This is a genomic window from Flavobacterium algoris, assembly GCF_048158525.1.
GTDB classification, from domain to species: domain Bacteria; phylum Bacteroidota; class Bacteroidia; order Flavobacteriales; family Flavobacteriaceae; genus Flavobacterium; species Flavobacterium algoris.
On the sequence record NZ_JBLNKT010000005.1, the window covers coordinates 88,030 to 105,632 of the forward strand.

General features: G+C 34.1%; 18 protein-coding genes. 10 read left to right on the forward strand and 8 right to left on the reverse strand.

The window, feature by feature from the left end; genetic code table 11:
• Positions 1-3: 3 nt before the first annotated feature.
• Positions 4-1,698: an energy-dependent translational throttle protein EttA gene (ettA, locus tag ACM55I_RS04125; protein WP_039108176.1), complete on the forward strand. Its 1,695-nt coding sequence runs from the start codon at positions 4-6 to the stop codon at positions 1,696-1,698.
• A 65-nt stretch (positions 1,699-1,763) separates the two neighbouring features.
• Here the strand turns inward: ettA and ACM55I_RS04130 are convergent, their stop codons facing one another.
• The 3 genes from ACM55I_RS04130 to ACM55I_RS04140 form a co-directional block, all read right to left on the reverse strand.
• Positions 1,764-1,889 (reverse strand): hypothetical protein, encoded by a 126-nt coding sequence (locus tag ACM55I_RS04130; protein WP_416845505.1) that lies wholly within the window; start codon positions 1,887-1,889, stop codon positions 1,764-1,766.
• A 76-nt stretch (positions 1,890-1,965) separates the two neighbouring features.
• Positions 1,966-2,382: a thiol-disulfide oxidoreductase DCC family protein gene (locus ACM55I_RS04135; protein WP_416845506.1), complete on the reverse strand. Its 417-nt coding sequence runs from the start codon at positions 2,380-2,382 to the stop codon at positions 1,966-1,968.
• Positions 2,383-2,454: 72 nt separating this feature from the next.
• Complete coding sequence (locus ACM55I_RS04140; protein ID WP_416845507.1) at positions 2,455-4,620, reverse strand: endonuclease MutS2; 2,166 nt, start codon at positions 4,618-4,620, stop codon at positions 2,455-2,457.
• 112 nt (positions 4,621-4,732) lie between these two features.
• Here ACM55I_RS04140 and ung point away from each other — a divergent pair, with 112 nt between their 5' ends.
• Positions 4,733-5,404 carry a uracil-DNA glycosylase gene (ung, locus tag ACM55I_RS04145; protein WP_416845508.1) on the forward strand — a complete coding sequence of 224 codons (672 nt, stop codon included), beginning with the start codon at positions 4,733-4,735 and terminating at the stop codon, positions 5,402-5,404.
• 232 nt (positions 5,405-5,636) lie between these two features.
• On the opposite strand, the gene ACM55I_RS04150 is transcribed toward ung, so the two are convergent.
• From ACM55I_RS04150 to porX, 5 genes are all read right to left on the reverse strand, one after another.
• Entirely contained in the window at positions 5,637-6,011 is a 375-nt protein-coding gene (locus ACM55I_RS04150) for a DUF4258 domain-containing protein (protein WP_416845509.1), read from the reverse strand.
• 36 nt (positions 6,012-6,047) lie between these two features.
• Positions 6,048-7,247, reverse strand: a complete 1,200-nt coding sequence (locus ACM55I_RS04155; protein ID WP_416845510.1) for an alanine dehydrogenase — start codon at positions 7,245-7,247, stop codon at positions 6,048-6,050.
• A gap of 93 nt (positions 7,248-7,340) precedes the next feature.
• Positions 7,341-7,814 (reverse strand): GNAT family N-acetyltransferase, encoded by a 474-nt coding sequence (locus ACM55I_RS04160; protein WP_416845511.1) that lies wholly within the window; start codon positions 7,812-7,814, stop codon positions 7,341-7,343.
• Between the two features lie 8 nt (positions 7,815-7,822).
• Entirely contained in the window at positions 7,823-8,230 is a 408-nt protein-coding gene (gene tsaE / locus ACM55I_RS04165; protein ID WP_416845512.1) for a tRNA (adenosine(37)-N6)-threonylcarbamoyltransferase complex ATPase subunit type 1 TsaE, read from the reverse strand.
• Between the two features lie 82 nt (positions 8,231-8,312).
• Positions 8,313-9,866: a T9SS response regulator signal transducer PorX gene (gene porX / locus ACM55I_RS04170; protein ID WP_039108168.1), complete on the reverse strand. Its 1,554-nt coding sequence runs from the start codon at positions 9,864-9,866 to the stop codon at positions 8,313-8,315.
• Between the two features lie 548 nt (positions 9,867-10,414).
• Between porX and ACM55I_RS04175 the strand changes: the two genes are divergently transcribed.
• The 8 genes from ACM55I_RS04175 (at position 10,415) to lpxA (ending at position 17,449) form a co-directional block, all read left to right on the forward strand.
• Entirely contained in the window at positions 10,415-10,693 is a 279-nt protein-coding gene (locus ACM55I_RS04175) for a toxin-antitoxin system YwqK family antitoxin (protein WP_416845513.1), read from the forward strand.
• Between the two features lie 82 nt (positions 10,694-10,775).
• Positions 10,776-11,255: a DinB family protein gene (locus ACM55I_RS04180; RefSeq protein WP_416845514.1), complete on the forward strand. Its 480-nt coding sequence runs from the start codon at positions 10,776-10,778 to the stop codon at positions 11,253-11,255.
• A 149-nt stretch (positions 11,256-11,404) separates the two neighbouring features.
• Positions 11,405-11,572 carry a hypothetical protein gene (locus ACM55I_RS04185; protein ID WP_416845515.1) on the forward strand — a complete coding sequence of 56 codons (168 nt, stop codon included), beginning with the start codon at positions 11,405-11,407 and terminating at the stop codon, positions 11,570-11,572.
• A gap of 362 nt (positions 11,573-11,934) precedes the next feature.
• The gene (locus ACM55I_RS04190) at positions 11,935-12,729 is read left to right on the forward strand and encodes a 3-keto-disaccharide hydrolase (protein WP_416845516.1); all 795 of its coding nucleotides are present in this window, start codon (positions 11,935-11,937) and stop codon (positions 12,727-12,729) included.
• A gap of 153 nt (positions 12,730-12,882) precedes the next feature.
• Entirely contained in the window at positions 12,883-14,112 is a 1,230-nt protein-coding gene (locus ACM55I_RS04195; protein WP_416845517.1) for an HD domain-containing protein, read from the forward strand.
• Between the two features lie 40 nt (positions 14,113-14,152).
• Positions 14,153-15,196: a UDP-3-O-(3-hydroxymyristoyl)glucosamine N-acyltransferase gene (gene lpxD, locus ACM55I_RS04200; protein WP_416845518.1), complete on the forward strand. Its 1,044-nt coding sequence runs from the start codon at positions 14,153-14,155 to the stop codon at positions 15,194-15,196.
• The gene (locus ACM55I_RS04205) at positions 15,189-16,577 is read left to right on the forward strand and encodes a bifunctional UDP-3-O-[3-hydroxymyristoyl] N-acetylglucosamine deacetylase/3-hydroxyacyl-ACP dehydratase (protein ID WP_416845587.1); all 1,389 of its coding nucleotides are present in this window, start codon (positions 15,189-15,191) and stop codon (positions 16,575-16,577) included. Before lpxD ends, ACM55I_RS04205 begins: the two co-directional genes overlap by 8 nt.
• Positions 16,578-16,663: 86 nt before the next feature.
• Complete coding sequence (gene lpxA, locus ACM55I_RS04210; RefSeq protein ID WP_416845519.1) at positions 16,664-17,449, forward strand: acyl-ACP--UDP-N-acetylglucosamine O-acyltransferase; 786 nt, start codon at positions 16,664-16,666, stop codon at positions 17,447-17,449.
• Positions 17,450-17,603: the final 154 nt, after the last annotated feature.

Consider the following 17,603-nt stretch of genomic DNA (forward strand, 5'->3'; position numbering starts at 1 on the left):
AAAATGGCAGACGATAAAAAAGTGATATTCTCAATGTCGAAATTGAGTAAAACCTATCAAGGAGCGGATAAACCAGTACTTAAAAACATCTATTTGAGTTTTTTTTATGGAGCTAAGATTGGTATTTTGGGTTTAAATGGATCCGGAAAATCTTCTTTATTAAAAATTATTGCAGGTGTTGACAAAAACTACCAAGGTGATGTGGTTTTTGCGCCAGGTTATACCGTAGGTTATTTAGAACAAGAGCCTATTTTAGATGACAGCAAAACGGTTATTGAAATTGTAAGAGAAGGAGTTGCTGAAACAATGGCAGTATTAGACGAATTCAATAAAATCAACGATAGCTTTGGTCTTCCGGAGGTTTACGAAGATGCCGATAAAATGGAAAAATTGATGGACCGTCAAGCGTTATTACAAGATAAAATTGATGCACTTGGAGCTTGGGAAATCGATACTAAATTAGAAATAGCAATGGATGCGTTACGTACTCCAGATGCTGATACTCCAATTAAAAATCTTTCTGGTGGTGAACGTCGCCGTGTGGCTTTATGTCGTTTGTTGTTACAACAACCTGATGTATTGCTTCTGGATGAGCCTACGAATCACTTGGATGCTGAAAGTGTTCTTTGGTTGGAACAACATTTAGCACAATACGCCGGAACTGTAATTGCAGTAACGCACGATAGATATTTCTTGGATAATGTTGCTGGTTGGATTCTAGAATTAGACAGAGGTGAAGGTATTCCTTGGAAAGGGAATTATTCTTCTTGGTTAGACCAAAAATCAAGCCGTATGGCACTGGAAGAAAAAGTAGCTTCAAAACGCAGAAAGAATTTAGAAAGGGAGTTGGACTGGGTTCGTCAAGGAGCCAAAGGCCGTCAAACAAAACAAAAAGCACGTTTACAGAATTACGATAAACTGCTAAATGAAGATCAAAAAGCATTAGATGAAAATCTAGAAATCTATATTCCAAACGGACCTCGTTTAGGAACCAATGTAATTGAAGCCAAAGGTGTTGCAAAAGCCTATGGTGATAAATTACTATATGACAATTTAAATTTTACGCTTCCTCAAGCTGGTATCGTTGGGATTATCGGGCCAAACGGAGCTGGTAAATCAACGATTTTCAGAATGATTATGGGTGAAGAAAAACCTGATGCTGGGGAGTTTGCTATTGGAGAAACAGTAAAAATCGCATATGTCGATCAAGCGCATTCTAATATCAATCCTGATAAATCAATTTGGGAAAATTTTTGTGATGGTCAGGAATTGATTATGATGGGTGGAAGACAGGTAAATTCAAGAGCTTATCTAAGCCGATTTAATTTTGGGGGAAGCGATCAAAATAAAAAAGTATCTACACTTTCTGGAGGAGAACGCAACCGTTTGCATCTTGCGATGACTTTGAAAGAAGAAGGAAACGTACTTTTATTAGATGAGCCTACGAATGATTTGGACATTAACACGCTTCGTGCATTAGAAGAAGGTTTGGAAAATTTTGCAGGTTGTGCGGTAGTGATTTCTCACGACAGATGGTTCTTGGACAGAATTTGTACACACATTTTAGCTTTCGAAGGAAATTCTGAAGTGTATTATTTTGAAGGTGGTTTCTCTGAATACGAAGAGAATAAGAAGAAACGTTTGGGTGGTGATTTAACTCCGAAACGATTGAAGTACAGAAAATTAATCAGAAGTTAATCTTCCGAATATTGTTAATATCATCAATAGGATGTCTGTAAAAGACATCCTATTTTTTTGTGCTATTATTTCTTTTTATCAGAATTTATCATAATTAAAACAGCGGCAACTAATCCTATTACTACCAAACCGAATACGACAATCATTATAAATGAACCGTTATCCCAAGAAAAAAGTGATGTGTCTTTCATAATTCAAATTTTAAGGTTGGTCAAATATAGAATTACTGTTAAAAGTAATGTATGATAATTATCATAATTAATAATTTTATTCTAGAAACTTAGCTTGAAGTTCTTTTGTAGGAATGATGCAACTTTCCTTTTTTCCATACCATTTATACCGATTTTTAGCGATGTAATCGTAAATATAATTATTAAAAGAAATAGGCAAAATAGAAAATAAAGTTCCAAAATAATAAATCCCGCCTAAATTTTTAGCAATTTCTAATGCAGCTTCTGATTTGTAGTAATAAGCGATTCCGGGCTGGTAGAGAATTATACTATCAATTTTTTTAGTGTCAATTCCAATGTATTTAATGATTTCTTGTCCTAAATCTGATTGTAGTGCCACAAACCTAAAAACATCTTTTTTATCATGTTTAATGATGAATTGTACCACTGAATCGCAGAGATTGCAGACGCCATCAAACAGGATTATTTTTTTATCTTTAGGGAGGTTTTTCATTTTTTTGTCATTGCGAGTAACGGGCGTCATCTCATTTAGTTGCTCAACTTTTGTCCTTGTTAGTGTGATTGCTTACTTCTTACCTGCTTCTACGAATTCCAATTCCTCTAAACTTACTTTCGAAGTAAACACGCCGTAATTAACCACTGCTTTGTTCTTCTCAATTTTATCAATACTTCCCACTGATTTACCGTCCAGCATTCGGACACGATCACCAACTTTAAGAATAGCTTTTGGTTTTACAACTACTGGTTTTAGTTTCTTCTCTTTCTTTTCCTGACGAATTTCTTCTACATGAACAGTGATTTCTTGTATAACTTCTTTTTTCTTTTCAATAATAGCTTTGGCCTCTTTTGGAGTGGCTTTTTTGCGTTTGGAGTTTTCGATTTCAATAATTTTCAAAAACTCCCCAATCAAGTCTTTTTTGTTTTTATTATTAAAATATTTCTCGGCTATATCTTCTATTTTTTGGCCAATGTAAATCGTTTTTTGGTTGCTGTCATACAATTCCTGATAGCTTTCCAGTTTTTGTTTTATTTTTACATTAATAGTTTCCATTTTCTTGCCTTCTTCACGCGCTTTTGTTTCCTCTTCTTTTAGTGTTTGTGAGGTTTTTTCCATTTTCGAACGCTCTTTTTGGAGTGTAGCAATCGTTTTATCGAAACGCACTTTTCCCACTTCAATCTTCTTTTTCGCTCGATTTATTAAACTAAATGGAATTCCGTTTTTCAACGCCACTTCAAATGTAAAGGAACTTCCTGCTTGTCCTAAAACCAATTTATACAAAGGTTCTAATGATTTTTCGTCAAAAAGCATGTTGGCATTCGTCGCGCACGGCAATTCATTCGCAAGAATTTTTAAATTCGAATAATGCGTTGTAATAATCCCGAAGGCTTCCCGATGATAAAACTCTTCCAAGAAAATTTCGGCCAATGCGCCTCCTAATTCAGGATCAGAACCGGTACCAAATTCATCAATCAGGAACATAGTTTTCTTGTTGCATTTCTTCAAAAAGTAGTTCATGTTTTTTAATCGGTAACTGTATGTACTTAAATGATTTTCAATAGATTGATTGTCTCCAATATCTGTTAAAATACGATCAAACAAAAACGTTTCACTGCGTTCGTGTACCGGAATCAACATTCCGGATTGCAACATCAATTGAAGTAGTCCAACCGTTTTCAATGAAATGGTTTTTCCTCCAGCATTAGGACCTGAAATCACAATGATTCTACTTTCCTGATTTAATTCAATAGTCTGCGGATGGGTAATTTCATTTTTCTGCTTATTATTCAAATACAAAATAGGATGGTAGGCATCTCTAAAATAGAGTCGGCGATCTTCGGTAATTGTTGGTAAAATTCCATTGATTTTATTGGCATATTTTGCTTTTGCAGCAATCACGTCAATATCACTTAAGAAATCCTGGTACTGAATAAGCAACGATAAAAAAGGGCGGATTTTATTTGATAATTGCTTTAGGATTCGGGTGATTTCCTCTTTTTCTTCATATTCTAAATTGCTTAGTTCACGGGAATATTTCAGTGTGGTTTCAGGTTCAATATACGCAATGCTTCCCGTTTTGGAACTGCCCAGAATTGATCCTTTTACTTTACGGCGATACATAGCAAGAACTGCCAATACTCGTCTGTTTTGAACGAAACTTTCTTTAATGTCATCTAAATAACCTAAAGCATTGTATTGCGTTAATGCTGTCCCAAAACTTTGATTGACTTTGCCACGAACTACATTCATATTCCGACGAATATCTAATAAATCCGGTGAGGCATTGTCTTTTATTTCGCCATATTTGTCGACTACTTCGTCGACCATCGTGATGATATCTTTAGTCAATTCGACTTCTGATGCCCTTACGTTAAGATTTGGATAATAATCCTCAAATTTTCTCAGGAAACTCAATAGGAAATTAGCAGTGGATGAAATGGTAGCAATTTTTCTAAAACTCCCCACTTCCAGAAAGCTGTCTTCTATGGCAAGAAATTTAATTTCATGCGTTATGGCATCAAAACCATGATTAGGAATGGCATTGTTATTCTGGAAAGAGGAAACATATTCAGAGGTTTGCATTAATGCTTGCATCAAGGTTTCCTTATCGTTGAAAGGCGTGATTTCTAATGCTTTTTGTTTTCCAATATCAGTATTACAAATCGTCGAAATAGTATCGAGAACGGTTGGGAATTGTAAATCTTGTAACGTTTTTTCGGTGATGGATATCATTTTATGAGCTAAGTTGTAAAGTTTCAAAGTTACAAAGATTCAAAGTGAAATGCATTAATTTTTTAGTGGACTTTGCGAAAAACTTTGCGAACTTTACGGTAAAATAATTTATATGCAACCCAACCTCAATCCTTCTTGGCAATCTATTTTATCAGATGAAATTCAGAAACCTTATTTTAAAGATTTAATGGAAACCGTTGCTGAAGAATGTAAAATTCATACTTGTTATCCTCCAAAAGAATTAATTTTTGCCGCTTTTAACTACTGCAGTTTCAAAGATGTAAAAGTAGTTATTATCGGTCAGGATCCGTATCACGGAAAAGGCGAGGCCAATGGGTTGTGTTTCTCGGTAAATGATGGAGTTAGGATTCCGCCTTCTTTGCGCAATATTTTCCGCGAAATAGGGGATGATTTAGGAACTATTTTTCTGCCTACTTCTGGCAATCTTGAAACTTGGGCGAAACAGGGCGTTTTGCTTCTGAATGCTTCGTTGACTGTGCGAGAAGACAACCCAAACAGCCATAAACATTTAAAATGGAACGTTTTTACGGATGCTGTCATCCAGAAAATTTCGGATGAAAAAGAGCATGTGGTTTTTTTGCTTTGGGGGAATTTTGCCCATAAAAAAGGACTCAAAATAGACCGATACAAACATTTGGTATTGGAATCGGGTCATCCATCGCCTATGAGTGCGAATCAAGGAAAGTGGTTTGGGAACAAACATTTCAGCAAAACAAATGCCTATTTGAAACAAAATGGAATAGCAACAATCGACTGGATTTGAGTAGATTAATTACGTTATTTAAAGATATAAAAACTTATTTACATTGCTCCGCGTGAGTGATGGCAGTGGAGCTCTTTTTTTGAGAGGCGTTTCAGCCTCTCCATAAAAAGCGGGAACGTACAGCACGACCCGAAGTTGCGAGGAGGAACGACGAAGCAATCTGTAGGGTCACGCCCAAATTGAAATACTGTTATTTGCAGAATTAAATTCTAAACAAGAATAATTAAAGAGTTTATTTTTTTATAATATCTTCTAAAGTAGCTTTGCCTTCTTCGTTTTTTATTTTTAGGATAATTTCTTGACCTTTCATGGTTTTGCCTTCAATCACGTATAGTTTCCCTTTATGAAATTCGGTATTGCTTTTGTCAAAGTCAACATCGCCGTATTGCAACGTGTTTTTTATGTCAATGGTATCAATCCATTTTTCGGCTAATATTTGGGATGCTTTTTCAGAATAAGCAAAAGGTTTATTTCTTAAGTCATTTAATACTCTTGCATTTGGAAAATAATTGCAACGGGTATCTTTTCCACTGAAAATTGCGGCGACAAAAAACAATCCTAATATTAAACCAATAAGATAATAAGCAAAACGATGTACGAATTTCATGTGTTAATTTTTGGGCAAAGGTAAAAGAAAGTTTGTTTAAAAAACAATTAAATTGATGTCGTTAATAGGTAAATCAAACCAATCACCAATTGCTTTATTTGTTAAGATTCCATGATACAGATAAACGCCGTTTTTCAATCCTTTATTACATCGTAACGCGCTTTCAATTCCGCCATCTTCGGCAATTTGTAACAAATAAGGAGTGATTATATTGCTGATGGACAATGAAGCTGTTTTTGAATAACGGGATGGGATATTGGGTACACAGTAGTGCAAAACATTATTCTTGATAAAGGTTGGTTTTTCGTGCGAAGTCACTTCCGAAGTTTCAAAACAACCACCGGTATCAATGCTTACATCTACGATAACGGCCCCTTTTTTCATGTATTCCACCATAGTTTCTGTTACTACAACCGGGCAACGTTCCATGCCTCTCATGGCGCCAATAGCGACATCACATCGCCTCAATGCTTTCAATAAAGATTTCGGTTGAATGGTAGAAGTGAAAACACGCTGATTTAGATTATTTTGCAATCGGCGGAGTTTGGTGATCGAATTATCAAATACTTTAACCGTTGCGCCCAGACCAATAGCGGTTCTGGCAGCAAATTCTCCAACGGTTCCTGCGCCCAAAATAACAACTTCAGTAGGAGGAACGCCGGTAATATTTCCAAATAATAACCCTTTTCCAAATTCATTGGTAATCATTAATTCGGCTGCAATTAAAATCGAGGCGGTTCCTGCAATTTCACTCAATGATTTGACTGCCGGATAGGTACCGTCTTCATCTTTTATGTATTCAAAAGCAAGTGCAGTGATTTTCTTTTTGGCTAGAGCCTCAAAATAAGCCTTTTTTCTGGTCTTTAATTGAATTGCTGATATCAGAATCGTTTCCCGATTCATCATTTCAATTTCGGCGAGGGTAGCGGGCTCTACTTTAAGTATCATGGGACAACTAAATACTTTTTTGGTATCATTAGTGATTTCGGCTCCCGCTTCAAAATATTCTTTATCCGAATAACTGGAACTTTCACCTGCACCAGCTTCAATCATTACCCGATGGCCATGATAGGTCAGTGTATTTACAGCATCAGGAGTCAGACAAATGCGGCGTTCTTGATAACTGGTTTCTTTTGGGATTCCAATAAAAAGTTCACTTTTTCGTCTTCGTATCTCGAGTTTTTCTTCTTGAGGTAATAACTGCTGTTTAGTAAATGGTGTTATCGTTATTGGCATTAGTGCTGTAAAATTTAGGGTACAATTTACGGAAAAAGTTTTAGAAAAAGGCTATTGAAGTGCTGGAAAATGTATCGATGATAAAATTTAAAATTAGCGGATGATTCTTTCCATTTTAATATCGGCTCTTTCGTAAACGCCTCCTTCTAAAGCTATTTCTACAAAACCAAATTTTTTATACAAATGGATTGCTGGCAGTAATTTCCTGTTCGAATATAAAATAAGCTTTTTAATGCCTTCCTTTTTAGCGACATCCATGCAATAAACCATCAGTTTTTTTCCTATTCCGAGTCCTTGAACACCATCTGTAACTGCCATTTTACTCAATTCAAATGTGGTTTCATCGATTTTTATTAAGGAAACCGTACCAATGATTTTGTCACTGTATTTTGCATAAAAAATCATTCCGCCTTTGTCAATGATTTCGCCTTGGGGATTCGATAATACGATTTCATCTTTGGGTTCCACCTTGAAATATTTCTTTAGCCATTCTATATTTAAGGTTTTTATAGGTTCAGTTAAAGCGGTGGTAAAAGGAATGATTTCAACTGTGTTTTCTAAATTCATAGTAATTTTTATTTTAATTCTAAAGAGCGTTTTCCATTAGGAAGCAGTTCAATGGTAATGACAGAATGGGCTTCAGGAATTAAATTCGGAATCTTTTCCGCCCATTCTATAAAACACAAATTCCCGGAATACAAGTAATCATCAACGCCCATGTCCAACGCTTCGACTTCATGATTCAATCTATAAAAATCAAAATGATAAACGATTTGATTGTTAGTAGTTTGGTATTCATTAACTAAAGAAAAAGTTGGACTGCTTGTAGCCCCTATAACTCCAAGAGTTTTACACAATTGTTTTATTAATGTGGTTTTGCCAACGCCCATTTCTCCATGAAAAAGAATCACTTTTTTTGGGTTTTTGGCTATGATTTTTTGTGCAACTTCCTCGAGTTGGTCTAAAGAAAAAATAACATTCATAATTTAAGTATTCATTATTCAGTGATTAGTGTTCAGTAATCTCGGCTTTCTGCAAACTGAACACTACAAACTGGCCACTTTTTTATTTCGGATTAAAAACTAAAAATGGGATAATCATTTCTTCCAATGAAATTCCACCGTGCTGATACGTATTTTTATAATAACTCACATAATGATTGTAATTGTTTACATATGCTAAAAACAAATCATTTTTTGCAAAAATATAAGAACTGCTCATATTTATCGTTGGTAAACCAATATTTTTTGGTTCTTTCACCGCATAAACATCTTTGTGTTCGTAAGTCAGACTGCGTCCAGTTTTGTAACGTAAATTCAAACTGGTATTCTTATCACCCACTACTTTCGACGGATTTTTCACGTTTATAGTTCCGTGATCCGTAGTTAAAATCAACTTGAATCCCATTTTCTGTGCCTGTTGGATAATTTCCAAAAGTGGAGAATTTTTAAACCAACTCAACGTCAGCGAGCGATATGCTTTATCATCGGAGGCAAGTTCTTTTACCACATCCATTTCGGTTTTGGCATGCGAAAGCATGTCTACAAAATTGTAAACCACGGTAACCAAATCGTTGTTTTTCAACGCTTTAAAACCTTCGACAAGTTTTTTACCTCCGGCAAGATTGGTAATTTTGAAATAATCTTCCTTAATATGTAATCCCAAACGTTTCAATTGTGCAGACAAAAACTCTGCTTCATACAAATTTTTTCCGCCTTCTTCTGGATCATTTTTCCAATATTGCGGAAACTGTTTTTCCATTTCAAGTGGCGTCAACCCTGAGAAAATAGCATTTCTTGCATATTGTGTAGCCGTTGGTAAAATTGCATAATACGGAACTTCTTTTTCCAGTTTATAATAATTGCTAACAACACTTTCAAAAGCTTTCCATTGATCGTAACGCAAATTATCAATGACCACAAACAAAATTGGTTTATCTTTTTTAACAATTTCAGGAACCACTAATTCTCTAAATAAAGTGTGCGATTGCACTGGTTTATCCGCTTTTGGTTTAAACCAATCTTCATAATTGCGCTCAATGAATTTTCCAAATTGCGAATTGGCTTCTGTTTTTTGGGATTCCAGAATTTCAACCATGCTTTGATCGTTAATATTCTCCAATTCCAGCTCCCAAAAAATCAATTTCTTATACAATTCAATCCAGTCTTCATAGGAATTCACCATCGCCATTTCCATGGTGATTTTTCTAAATTCCTTCTGATAATCCAAGGTTGTTTTTTGCGATATCAATCGGGAATGATCCAGATTTTTCTTCAAACTCAACAAAATCTGATTTGGATTTACGGGTTTAATCAAATAATCGGCAATTTTAGAGCCAATCGCTTCCTCCATGATGTATTCCTCCTCACTTTTAGTAATCATAATCATGGGAACCGAAGATTTTTTCTCTTTCATCTCCGACAACGTTTCCAAGCCGCTCATTCCGGGCATATTTTCGTCCAGAAAAACAATATCAAAATTGTTTTCCTCAAAAATATCAACCGCATCACGACCGTTATTACAAGTAGTAACTTCGTAATTTTTCTTTTCCAGAAACAATATGTGTGGCTTTAAAAGGTCGATTTCATCATCCACCCAAAGTATTTTTATTTTATCCATAATTCGTATTAACAAGTGTTCAAAAGTAGTAATTGAAAGTGCCAATTTACTGTTTTTTGCAACGGCTAGTTGCTAATATTATGATAATTTTTCGCGCAATAGTTGCTCGTATTTTTAAACAAAGATAAGAATTTTTCGCATTGAAATTGTTTTCGGGCGTGCCCCATCCTCCGTAAACTCCGTCTGGGGCGGGCTGTATGCTGTATCTTTCCTTTTTAAAGAAAAAAGGAAAGGATGCCGCTTCCATCCCTCACGCAGCTGCGATAACAATTGGGTTTTATAACTACTATTTGGGTAAGAAAATTTATCAGAAAACAAAACGGGATTGTATTATTTGCAATTAATTTATTAATATAGTTATTCGTAATTTAGATGCTTGAAATATAAAAAAACACATTAAAAAGAAGAAAACATGAAATTAGAAGTATTTTCAGTAAGTCTTAGTTTAGTTTCATATTATGACTGCTCGAGTATATTTTCGATTTGATTGTAGAAATACTACTCGAGTTTAAATAGGACTAATTATTAAATAATAAAATTTGATTCAAATGTTAGATAAAAAACACTACGTAAACGGACAAATAAACCATGAGTTAGTTGGGGATAAATTGACTTATTTTTTCAAAAATGGAAAAGTGAAAACAAAAGGTACTTTTATTAATGGACTGATGGAAGGAGAGTGGCTGTTTTATAGGGAGACTGGGCAACTTTGGCAAATTGGGAATTTCAAAAATAGCAAGAAAAACGTTTCTATTATTAGGTATAACAGAAACGATCACGTAGAATATCAAGAGACTTTTGAAAACGATAAAATCATTAAAAAATGATTGTTAAAAACGATAGTAAAGGAGTGACCGTATGCCTGGACGAGAATTGGAATTACCAAGCTTAAAAAAAATAAGATTACAAATGAATGAAAAAAAAAACCAAAATGCAATTCATGCTTTACTTGCTGAATACAAAAAAGCAATTAATGAATTGCAGTATGTAATTCAAGATATTTCAGAAACGACCTTAGTATTTGTAATAGATAATGAAACTCAGAATACGGACTGCAAATCAATTCAAACTATACTTTCACATGTTATAAGTTCAGGCTATTCGTATTGTATTTACATTCAAAATTCGAAAAACATAAATAGTAAACGACCGGTAAAAGTGAATCATACGTCAATAGTTGAATACACAAAAAATCTGGATGACGTTCTTGAATTCACATATAATACATTAGCCAATTTAAGTGATAGTGATTTGGAAGAACTGGATAATACAAAAAAAATAATGACTTCTTGGCAACAATTGTATGACATTGAACAATTAATGGAACATGCAATCGTACATGTTTTACGTCATAGACGACAAATTGAAAAATTTAAAATTGCATTATAAGGATAAAGAATAGATATTGTTAGTAATAAAGGAAGAGCTTTGGTCATTTATAAAAAATTAGAACTACTACTTTTACGGTTTAATCATTTAATAACATTTCAAAATTTACTTATTTTTATAATTCTGTAACTTTACTAAAAACAAAAAAAATGGAAATAAATTGGATTATTATAGCTGTAGTTTTAGTTGGTGCAATTGCTTTAATTCTATACTTAATTAAAAATAATCAAAAGGATAAAAAAGACGCAACCAAATTTTTTAATACAGATACTACAATTAGAAAAGAATCAGAACTAGATGAGGATGATGAGTATTAATTGCATTCTATTGAAAAAAAGATGAATTTATCCGTATTGCATTTGTATTTATTGAACTTAATACACATCGAATTGAAGCAAGTTGTACCGTTGGGAATATTGGATCCATCAACGTTTTGAAAAAAAAGGGATGATAAGAGATGTCCATGCCAGAAAATTACCTCCATTAAAATCATGCTGATCAGGTAATTATGGATATGCAGTTTTATCTACTGACTGAATAATTCCAATCTGATAAGAACGTTATGATTTACATACAAAAAACAAGAAACTAATGCCGGAAATATTTTTTTCGTTCCTAATGTAAAACAGAACGATTTTATTCTAATTTTATAGTTTTATGAAACTAAACCAAATTATTTATGAAATCGAATAAAATTAGCAACTATTTTTTAAGTATCGCTTTGTTTTCAGTGACCGTTGCCATGGCACAACATGATTATGTAAACACTCCTCCAGCAGTTAATCCGATGCCTATGAAACCCGAAATGACTGAGATTTGGGAACCGCAGGTAAAAGTAATAACACCAGCTAAAAAAATGGGTGATGCTCCTTCAGACGCCATTGTGTTATTTGATGGTAAAAACTTAGATCAATGGGTGAGTCAAAAAGACATAACGCAATCAGCCGCTTGGAAAATAGTAGATAAGGATTATATGGAAGTCGTGCCGGGTTCAGGAGCGATTCAAACTAAAATGCAATTTGGAGATTGTCAATTGCATGTTGAGTGGAGCGCGCCAGATGCAGTTGTTGATGGCGGACAATGGAGAGGAAACAGTGGTATATTTTTACAAAACAGATACGAACTTCAAGTATTGGATTCTTATAACAACAGAACTTATAGTAATGGTCAAGCTGGAAGTATTTATAAAGATGTACCGCCTTTAGTCAATGCAATGAAAGCGCCTTTAGAATGGAATACGTACGATATTGTCTATACTGCGCCGCGTTTTAAAGCTGATGGAAGACTAGATGCTCCAGCAAGAATAACAGTTTTACATAATGGAGTTTTAGTTCAAAACAATGCTACTATCAGTGGGTTAACACTTTATATTGGTTTACATAATTATCCTTTATCACATGGTGATGATGTAATTGCGTTGCAAGAACATGGTTGCAAAACGCAATTCAGAAATATCTGGATTAGAAAACTTTAAAAACAATGATAAGGAGAGCTAAAAACTCTCCTTTTTTAGTATTTGTACGAACAGGAACGTCTATTTTATTTGATTCAAAATCGTTCTAACAAACGTTTTCTGTTTTAAAGTCTAATTTCCTTATATTTGTTCACCAAAAAAAATAAAGTTATAGTGAGTCAAATCAATAAGCTAAAAATATTCAATGATCCCATTTATGGGTTTATTACCATCCCCAATGCCTTAATTTACGATTTAGTTCAGCATCCTTATTTTCAGCGTTTGCGCCGTATTTCCCAAATGGGTTTATCGTATTTGGTTTATCCTGGAGCGAATCACACTCGTTTCCATCATGCATTAGGTTGCATGCACCTGATGCAAAAAGCAGTTGACGTATTGCGTTTTAAAGGCGTTTTGATTTCTCCAGAAGAGGAAAATGCTCTGTATATTGCTATTTTATTACACGATATAGGTCACGGACCGTTTTCGCATGCAATGGAAAAGAGCATTGTTGAAGATGTTCATCATGAAGAAATATCATTGTTGTTTATGAACCAATTGAATGTTGAATTTGACGGTCAGTTGAGTTTAGCCATTCAGGTTTTTAAGGGAGAATATGACAGGAAATTTATGTTGCAATTGATTTCGAGCCAATTGGATATGGATCGAATGGATTACCTGAAACGAGACAGTTTTTATTCGGGTGTGGCAGAAGGAAATGTCAATTCAGAACGACTGATTCAAATGATGAATGTGGTGGATGATTTTTTGGTCATTGAAGAGAAAGGAATTTACTCTGTAGAGAAGTTTTTAATGTCCAGACGCTTAATGTATTGGCAGGCGTATTTGCACAAAACGAGTTTAGTAGCAGAGTTAATTTTGACGAAAGTCTTAAAACGCGCCAAAGAACTAACATTAAAAGGAATCCAATTGCCTTGTAGCGAACCGTTGCTGTTTTTTATGAAAAATAGAGTTACCTTAGACACTTTTGACACTGAAAATTTAGATTTATTTTCTCAATTGGATGATTTTGATATTATAAGTGCTTTAAAATCTTGGCAAAAACAGGACGATTTTATACTGTCATCATTGAGTAAAATGATTGTTAATCGTGATCTATTAAAAATAAAATTAACCAGTGAAAAAGTTGATATTGAAGAGTTGCAACCTTTGAAAGAACGTTTTGCATTGGAAAATAATATTTCTTTATTGGAGGCTAATTATTTTATTTTCAAAGGTAAAATAAAGAACCAAGCCTACAGTAAAGAAGCGGAACCCATACGGATTTTGAAAAAAGACAGAACAATTGAAGATGTTATAGAATCTTCTGATCAGCTGAATTTAAAATCATTATCTAAATTGGTGACTAAATATTATATATGTTTCCCAAAACAACTTGTATAAAATGAACATTTAAAATCTATTTTTTTATATTTTTGTCGCAATGAAATTTACAGCAGAACAAATAGCAGGGATTTTAGAAGGAGAAGTTGTTGGGAATCCCATGGCAGAAGTTTTTAGATTGTCTAAAATCGAAGAAGGTGTTGAGGGTTCACTTACTTTTTTATCAAACCCTAAATATCTTAATTATATATATACTACAAAAGCAACAGTAACAATTGTTAATGACACTTTTGTACCTGAATCGCAGATTACAACTACCTTAATAAAGGTGCAAGATGCTTATGCTTCATTTTCAAAATTATTAGAATATTACAATCAAGTAAAGTTAAATAAAACGGGGATTGAGCAACCGTCATTCCTTTCACAAAGTGTAAGATACGGAGATAATTTATATCTTGGTAGTTTTAGTTATGTTGGTCAAAATGTGGTTTTAGGAGAAAATGTAAAAATTTACCCTAATTGTTTCCTTGGAGATAATGTTGTTGTGGGCGATAATGTAATATTATTCGCTGGCGCAAAAATTTATTCGGAGACCGTTATTGGTAAAAATTGTACAATACATTCAGGAGCAATTATTGGTGCAGATGGTTTTGGTTTTGCACCAAATCTAGATGGTACCTATACTAAAATTCCGCAAATAGGGAATGTTATTATTGAAGATAATGTCGACATTGGTTCTTGTACTACTGTTGACAGGGCTACGATGGGATCTACAATAATAAGAAAAGGAGTAAAGCTTGACAATCAAATTCAGATTGCCCATAATGTTGAGATTGGTGAGAATACAGTAATTGCTGCTCAAACGGGCATTGCGGGTTCCACAAAAATCGGCAAAAATTGTATGATTGGTGGTCAGGTAGGAATTTCAGGACATTTGACCATTGGGAATAATGTTAGAATTCAAGCACAATCAGGTGTAGGAAGGAATATAAAAGATGATGAAGTCTTGCAAGGAAGCCCTGCATTTGGTTACAACGATTTTAGTAAATCCTATGTTCATTTCAGGAATTTGCCTAAAATTGTTGCGGAAATAGAAGAATTAAAAAAACAAATATTAAACCAAAAAAATGGAAAAAATGGTTAAACAGAAGACCATCAAAACAGAAATCTCACTAACTGGAGTTGGATTACACACAGGAAAAGAAGTTACAATGACTTTTAAACCTGCTCCAGTCAATAATGGTTTCACTTTTGTTCGAGTAGATCTAGAAGGGCAACCTATTATTGAAGCTGATGCAAATTATGTTGTAAACACACAAAGAGGAACCAATTTAGAAAAACTAGGGGTTAAAATACAAACACCTGAACATGTTTTAGCTGCATTAATTGGTTGCGATTTAGACAATGTCATTATTGAATTAAATGCTTCTGAACTACCTATAATGGATGGTTCTTCTAAGTATTTTGTAGCAGCTATCGAGGAAGCCGGAATAGAAGAACAAGGCACTAAAAGAAATGTATATGTGGTAAAAGAAGTTATTTCTTTTACTGATGAAGCTACTGGAAGTGAAATTTTAGTAATGCCTAACGATCATTATTCTGTCACTGCTATGGTGGATTTTGGTACTAAAATTTTGGGAACCCAAAATGCTACGATGAAAAGTATTTCTGATTTTAAAACTGAAATATCGGAGTCCAGAACGTTTAGCTTTTTGCATGAATTAGAATCATTGTTAGAAAATGGTTTAATTAAGGGAGGTGACTTGAATAATGCCATTGTGTACGTAGATAAAGAAATATCGGCAACTACAATGGAAAATTTGAAAATCGCTTTTGGAAAAGACGAAATAACCGTTAAACCAAATGGTATTTTAGATAATCTTACATTACATTATCCAAATGAAGCAGCAAGACACAAACTGCTTGATGTGGTAGGTGATTTAGCTTTAATAGGAACTAGAATTCAAGGTAAAGTAATAGCCAATAAACCAGGACATTTTGTGAATACTCAATTTGCAAAAAAAATGGCTAAAATTATAAAAATAGAACAAAGAAATTTTGTGCCGGTTTATGATTTACATCAAGAACCATTAATGGATATCCATAAAATTATGTCGGTTCTTCCTCACAGACCTCCATTTTTATTTATTGACAGAATTTTAGAAATGTCCGAAAGTCATATTGTAGGGTTGAAAAACGTTACCATGAACGAAGGTTTTTTTGTTGGTCATTTCCCAGGTGCTCCAGTAATGCCTGGCGTTATTATTGTAGAAGCCATGGCGCAAACAGGAGGGATTCTGGTATTAAGCACCGTTCCGGATCCAGAAAATTATTTGACTTATTTTATGAAAATTGATAATGTCAAATTCAAACATAAAGTGTTACCTGGTGATACTTTAATTTTTAAATGTGATTTAATAACACCAATCAGAAGAGGAATTTGTCATATGCAAGCGAATGCTTACGCAAATGGAAAACTAGTTGCTGAGGCAGAGTTAATGGCGCAAATTGCCAAAAAACAATAGATTTAGATTGAAAAATTATTACTTCGTTTGAAAAAGAGCAAGTGATTTATTTTTTTTCTCTAATAAATATAAAAACAAAAAAGCAGATGAATCAACCATTAGCATATGTTCATCCTGGCGCAAAAATCGCCAAAAATGTAGTCATAGAACCTTTTACAACCATTCATAATAATGTAGTTATTGGAGATGGAACTTGGATAGGTTCGAATGTTACCATTATGGAAGGCGCGAGAATTGGAAAAAATTGTAATATTTTCCCTGGTGCAGTAATATCGGCGGTACCGCAGGATTTGAAGTTTGGAGGAGAAGATTCTTTAGCGATAATTGGCGATAATTGTACAATTAGAGAGTGTGTAACAATTAATAGAGGTACAATTGCATCCGGACAAACTACTTTAGGAAATAATTGTCTGGTAATGGCAACGGCGCATATAGCTCACGATTGTCACATAGGTGACAATGCTATTATTGTTAATGGAGTAGCTTTAGCTGGTCACGTTACAGTAGGTAAATTTGCAGTTATTGGTGGTTTGGCAGCAATTCATCAATTTATTAGTATTGGAGATCATGCGATGATTTCAGGTGGTTCTTTGGTAAGAAAAGACGTTCCGCCTTATACAAAAGCGGCTAAAGAGCCTTTATCATATGTTGGAATTAATTCTGTTGGATTAAGAAGACGTGGTTTTACAACTGAAAAAATCAGAGAAATCCAAGATATCTATAGAATTCTATACCAGAAAAATTATAATACTTCTCAGGCATTAGATATTATCGAAGCTGAGATGGAAGCTACTACGGAAAGAGATGAAATTATTGATTTTATCAGAAATTCGTCAAGAGGAATAATGAAAGGATATTCAGGGAATTATTAATTCACAGTCCAGCCCTCCCAGAAGGGGAGGGAGTGTAACCGTAACTATATTCTAAAAAATATAGCATGATACAAAATAAAGTAATAATATAAAATAATAAGTAACACATTTCCATCTATTCTCCCTCCCCTTCGGGGAGGGCCGCGGTGGGGAA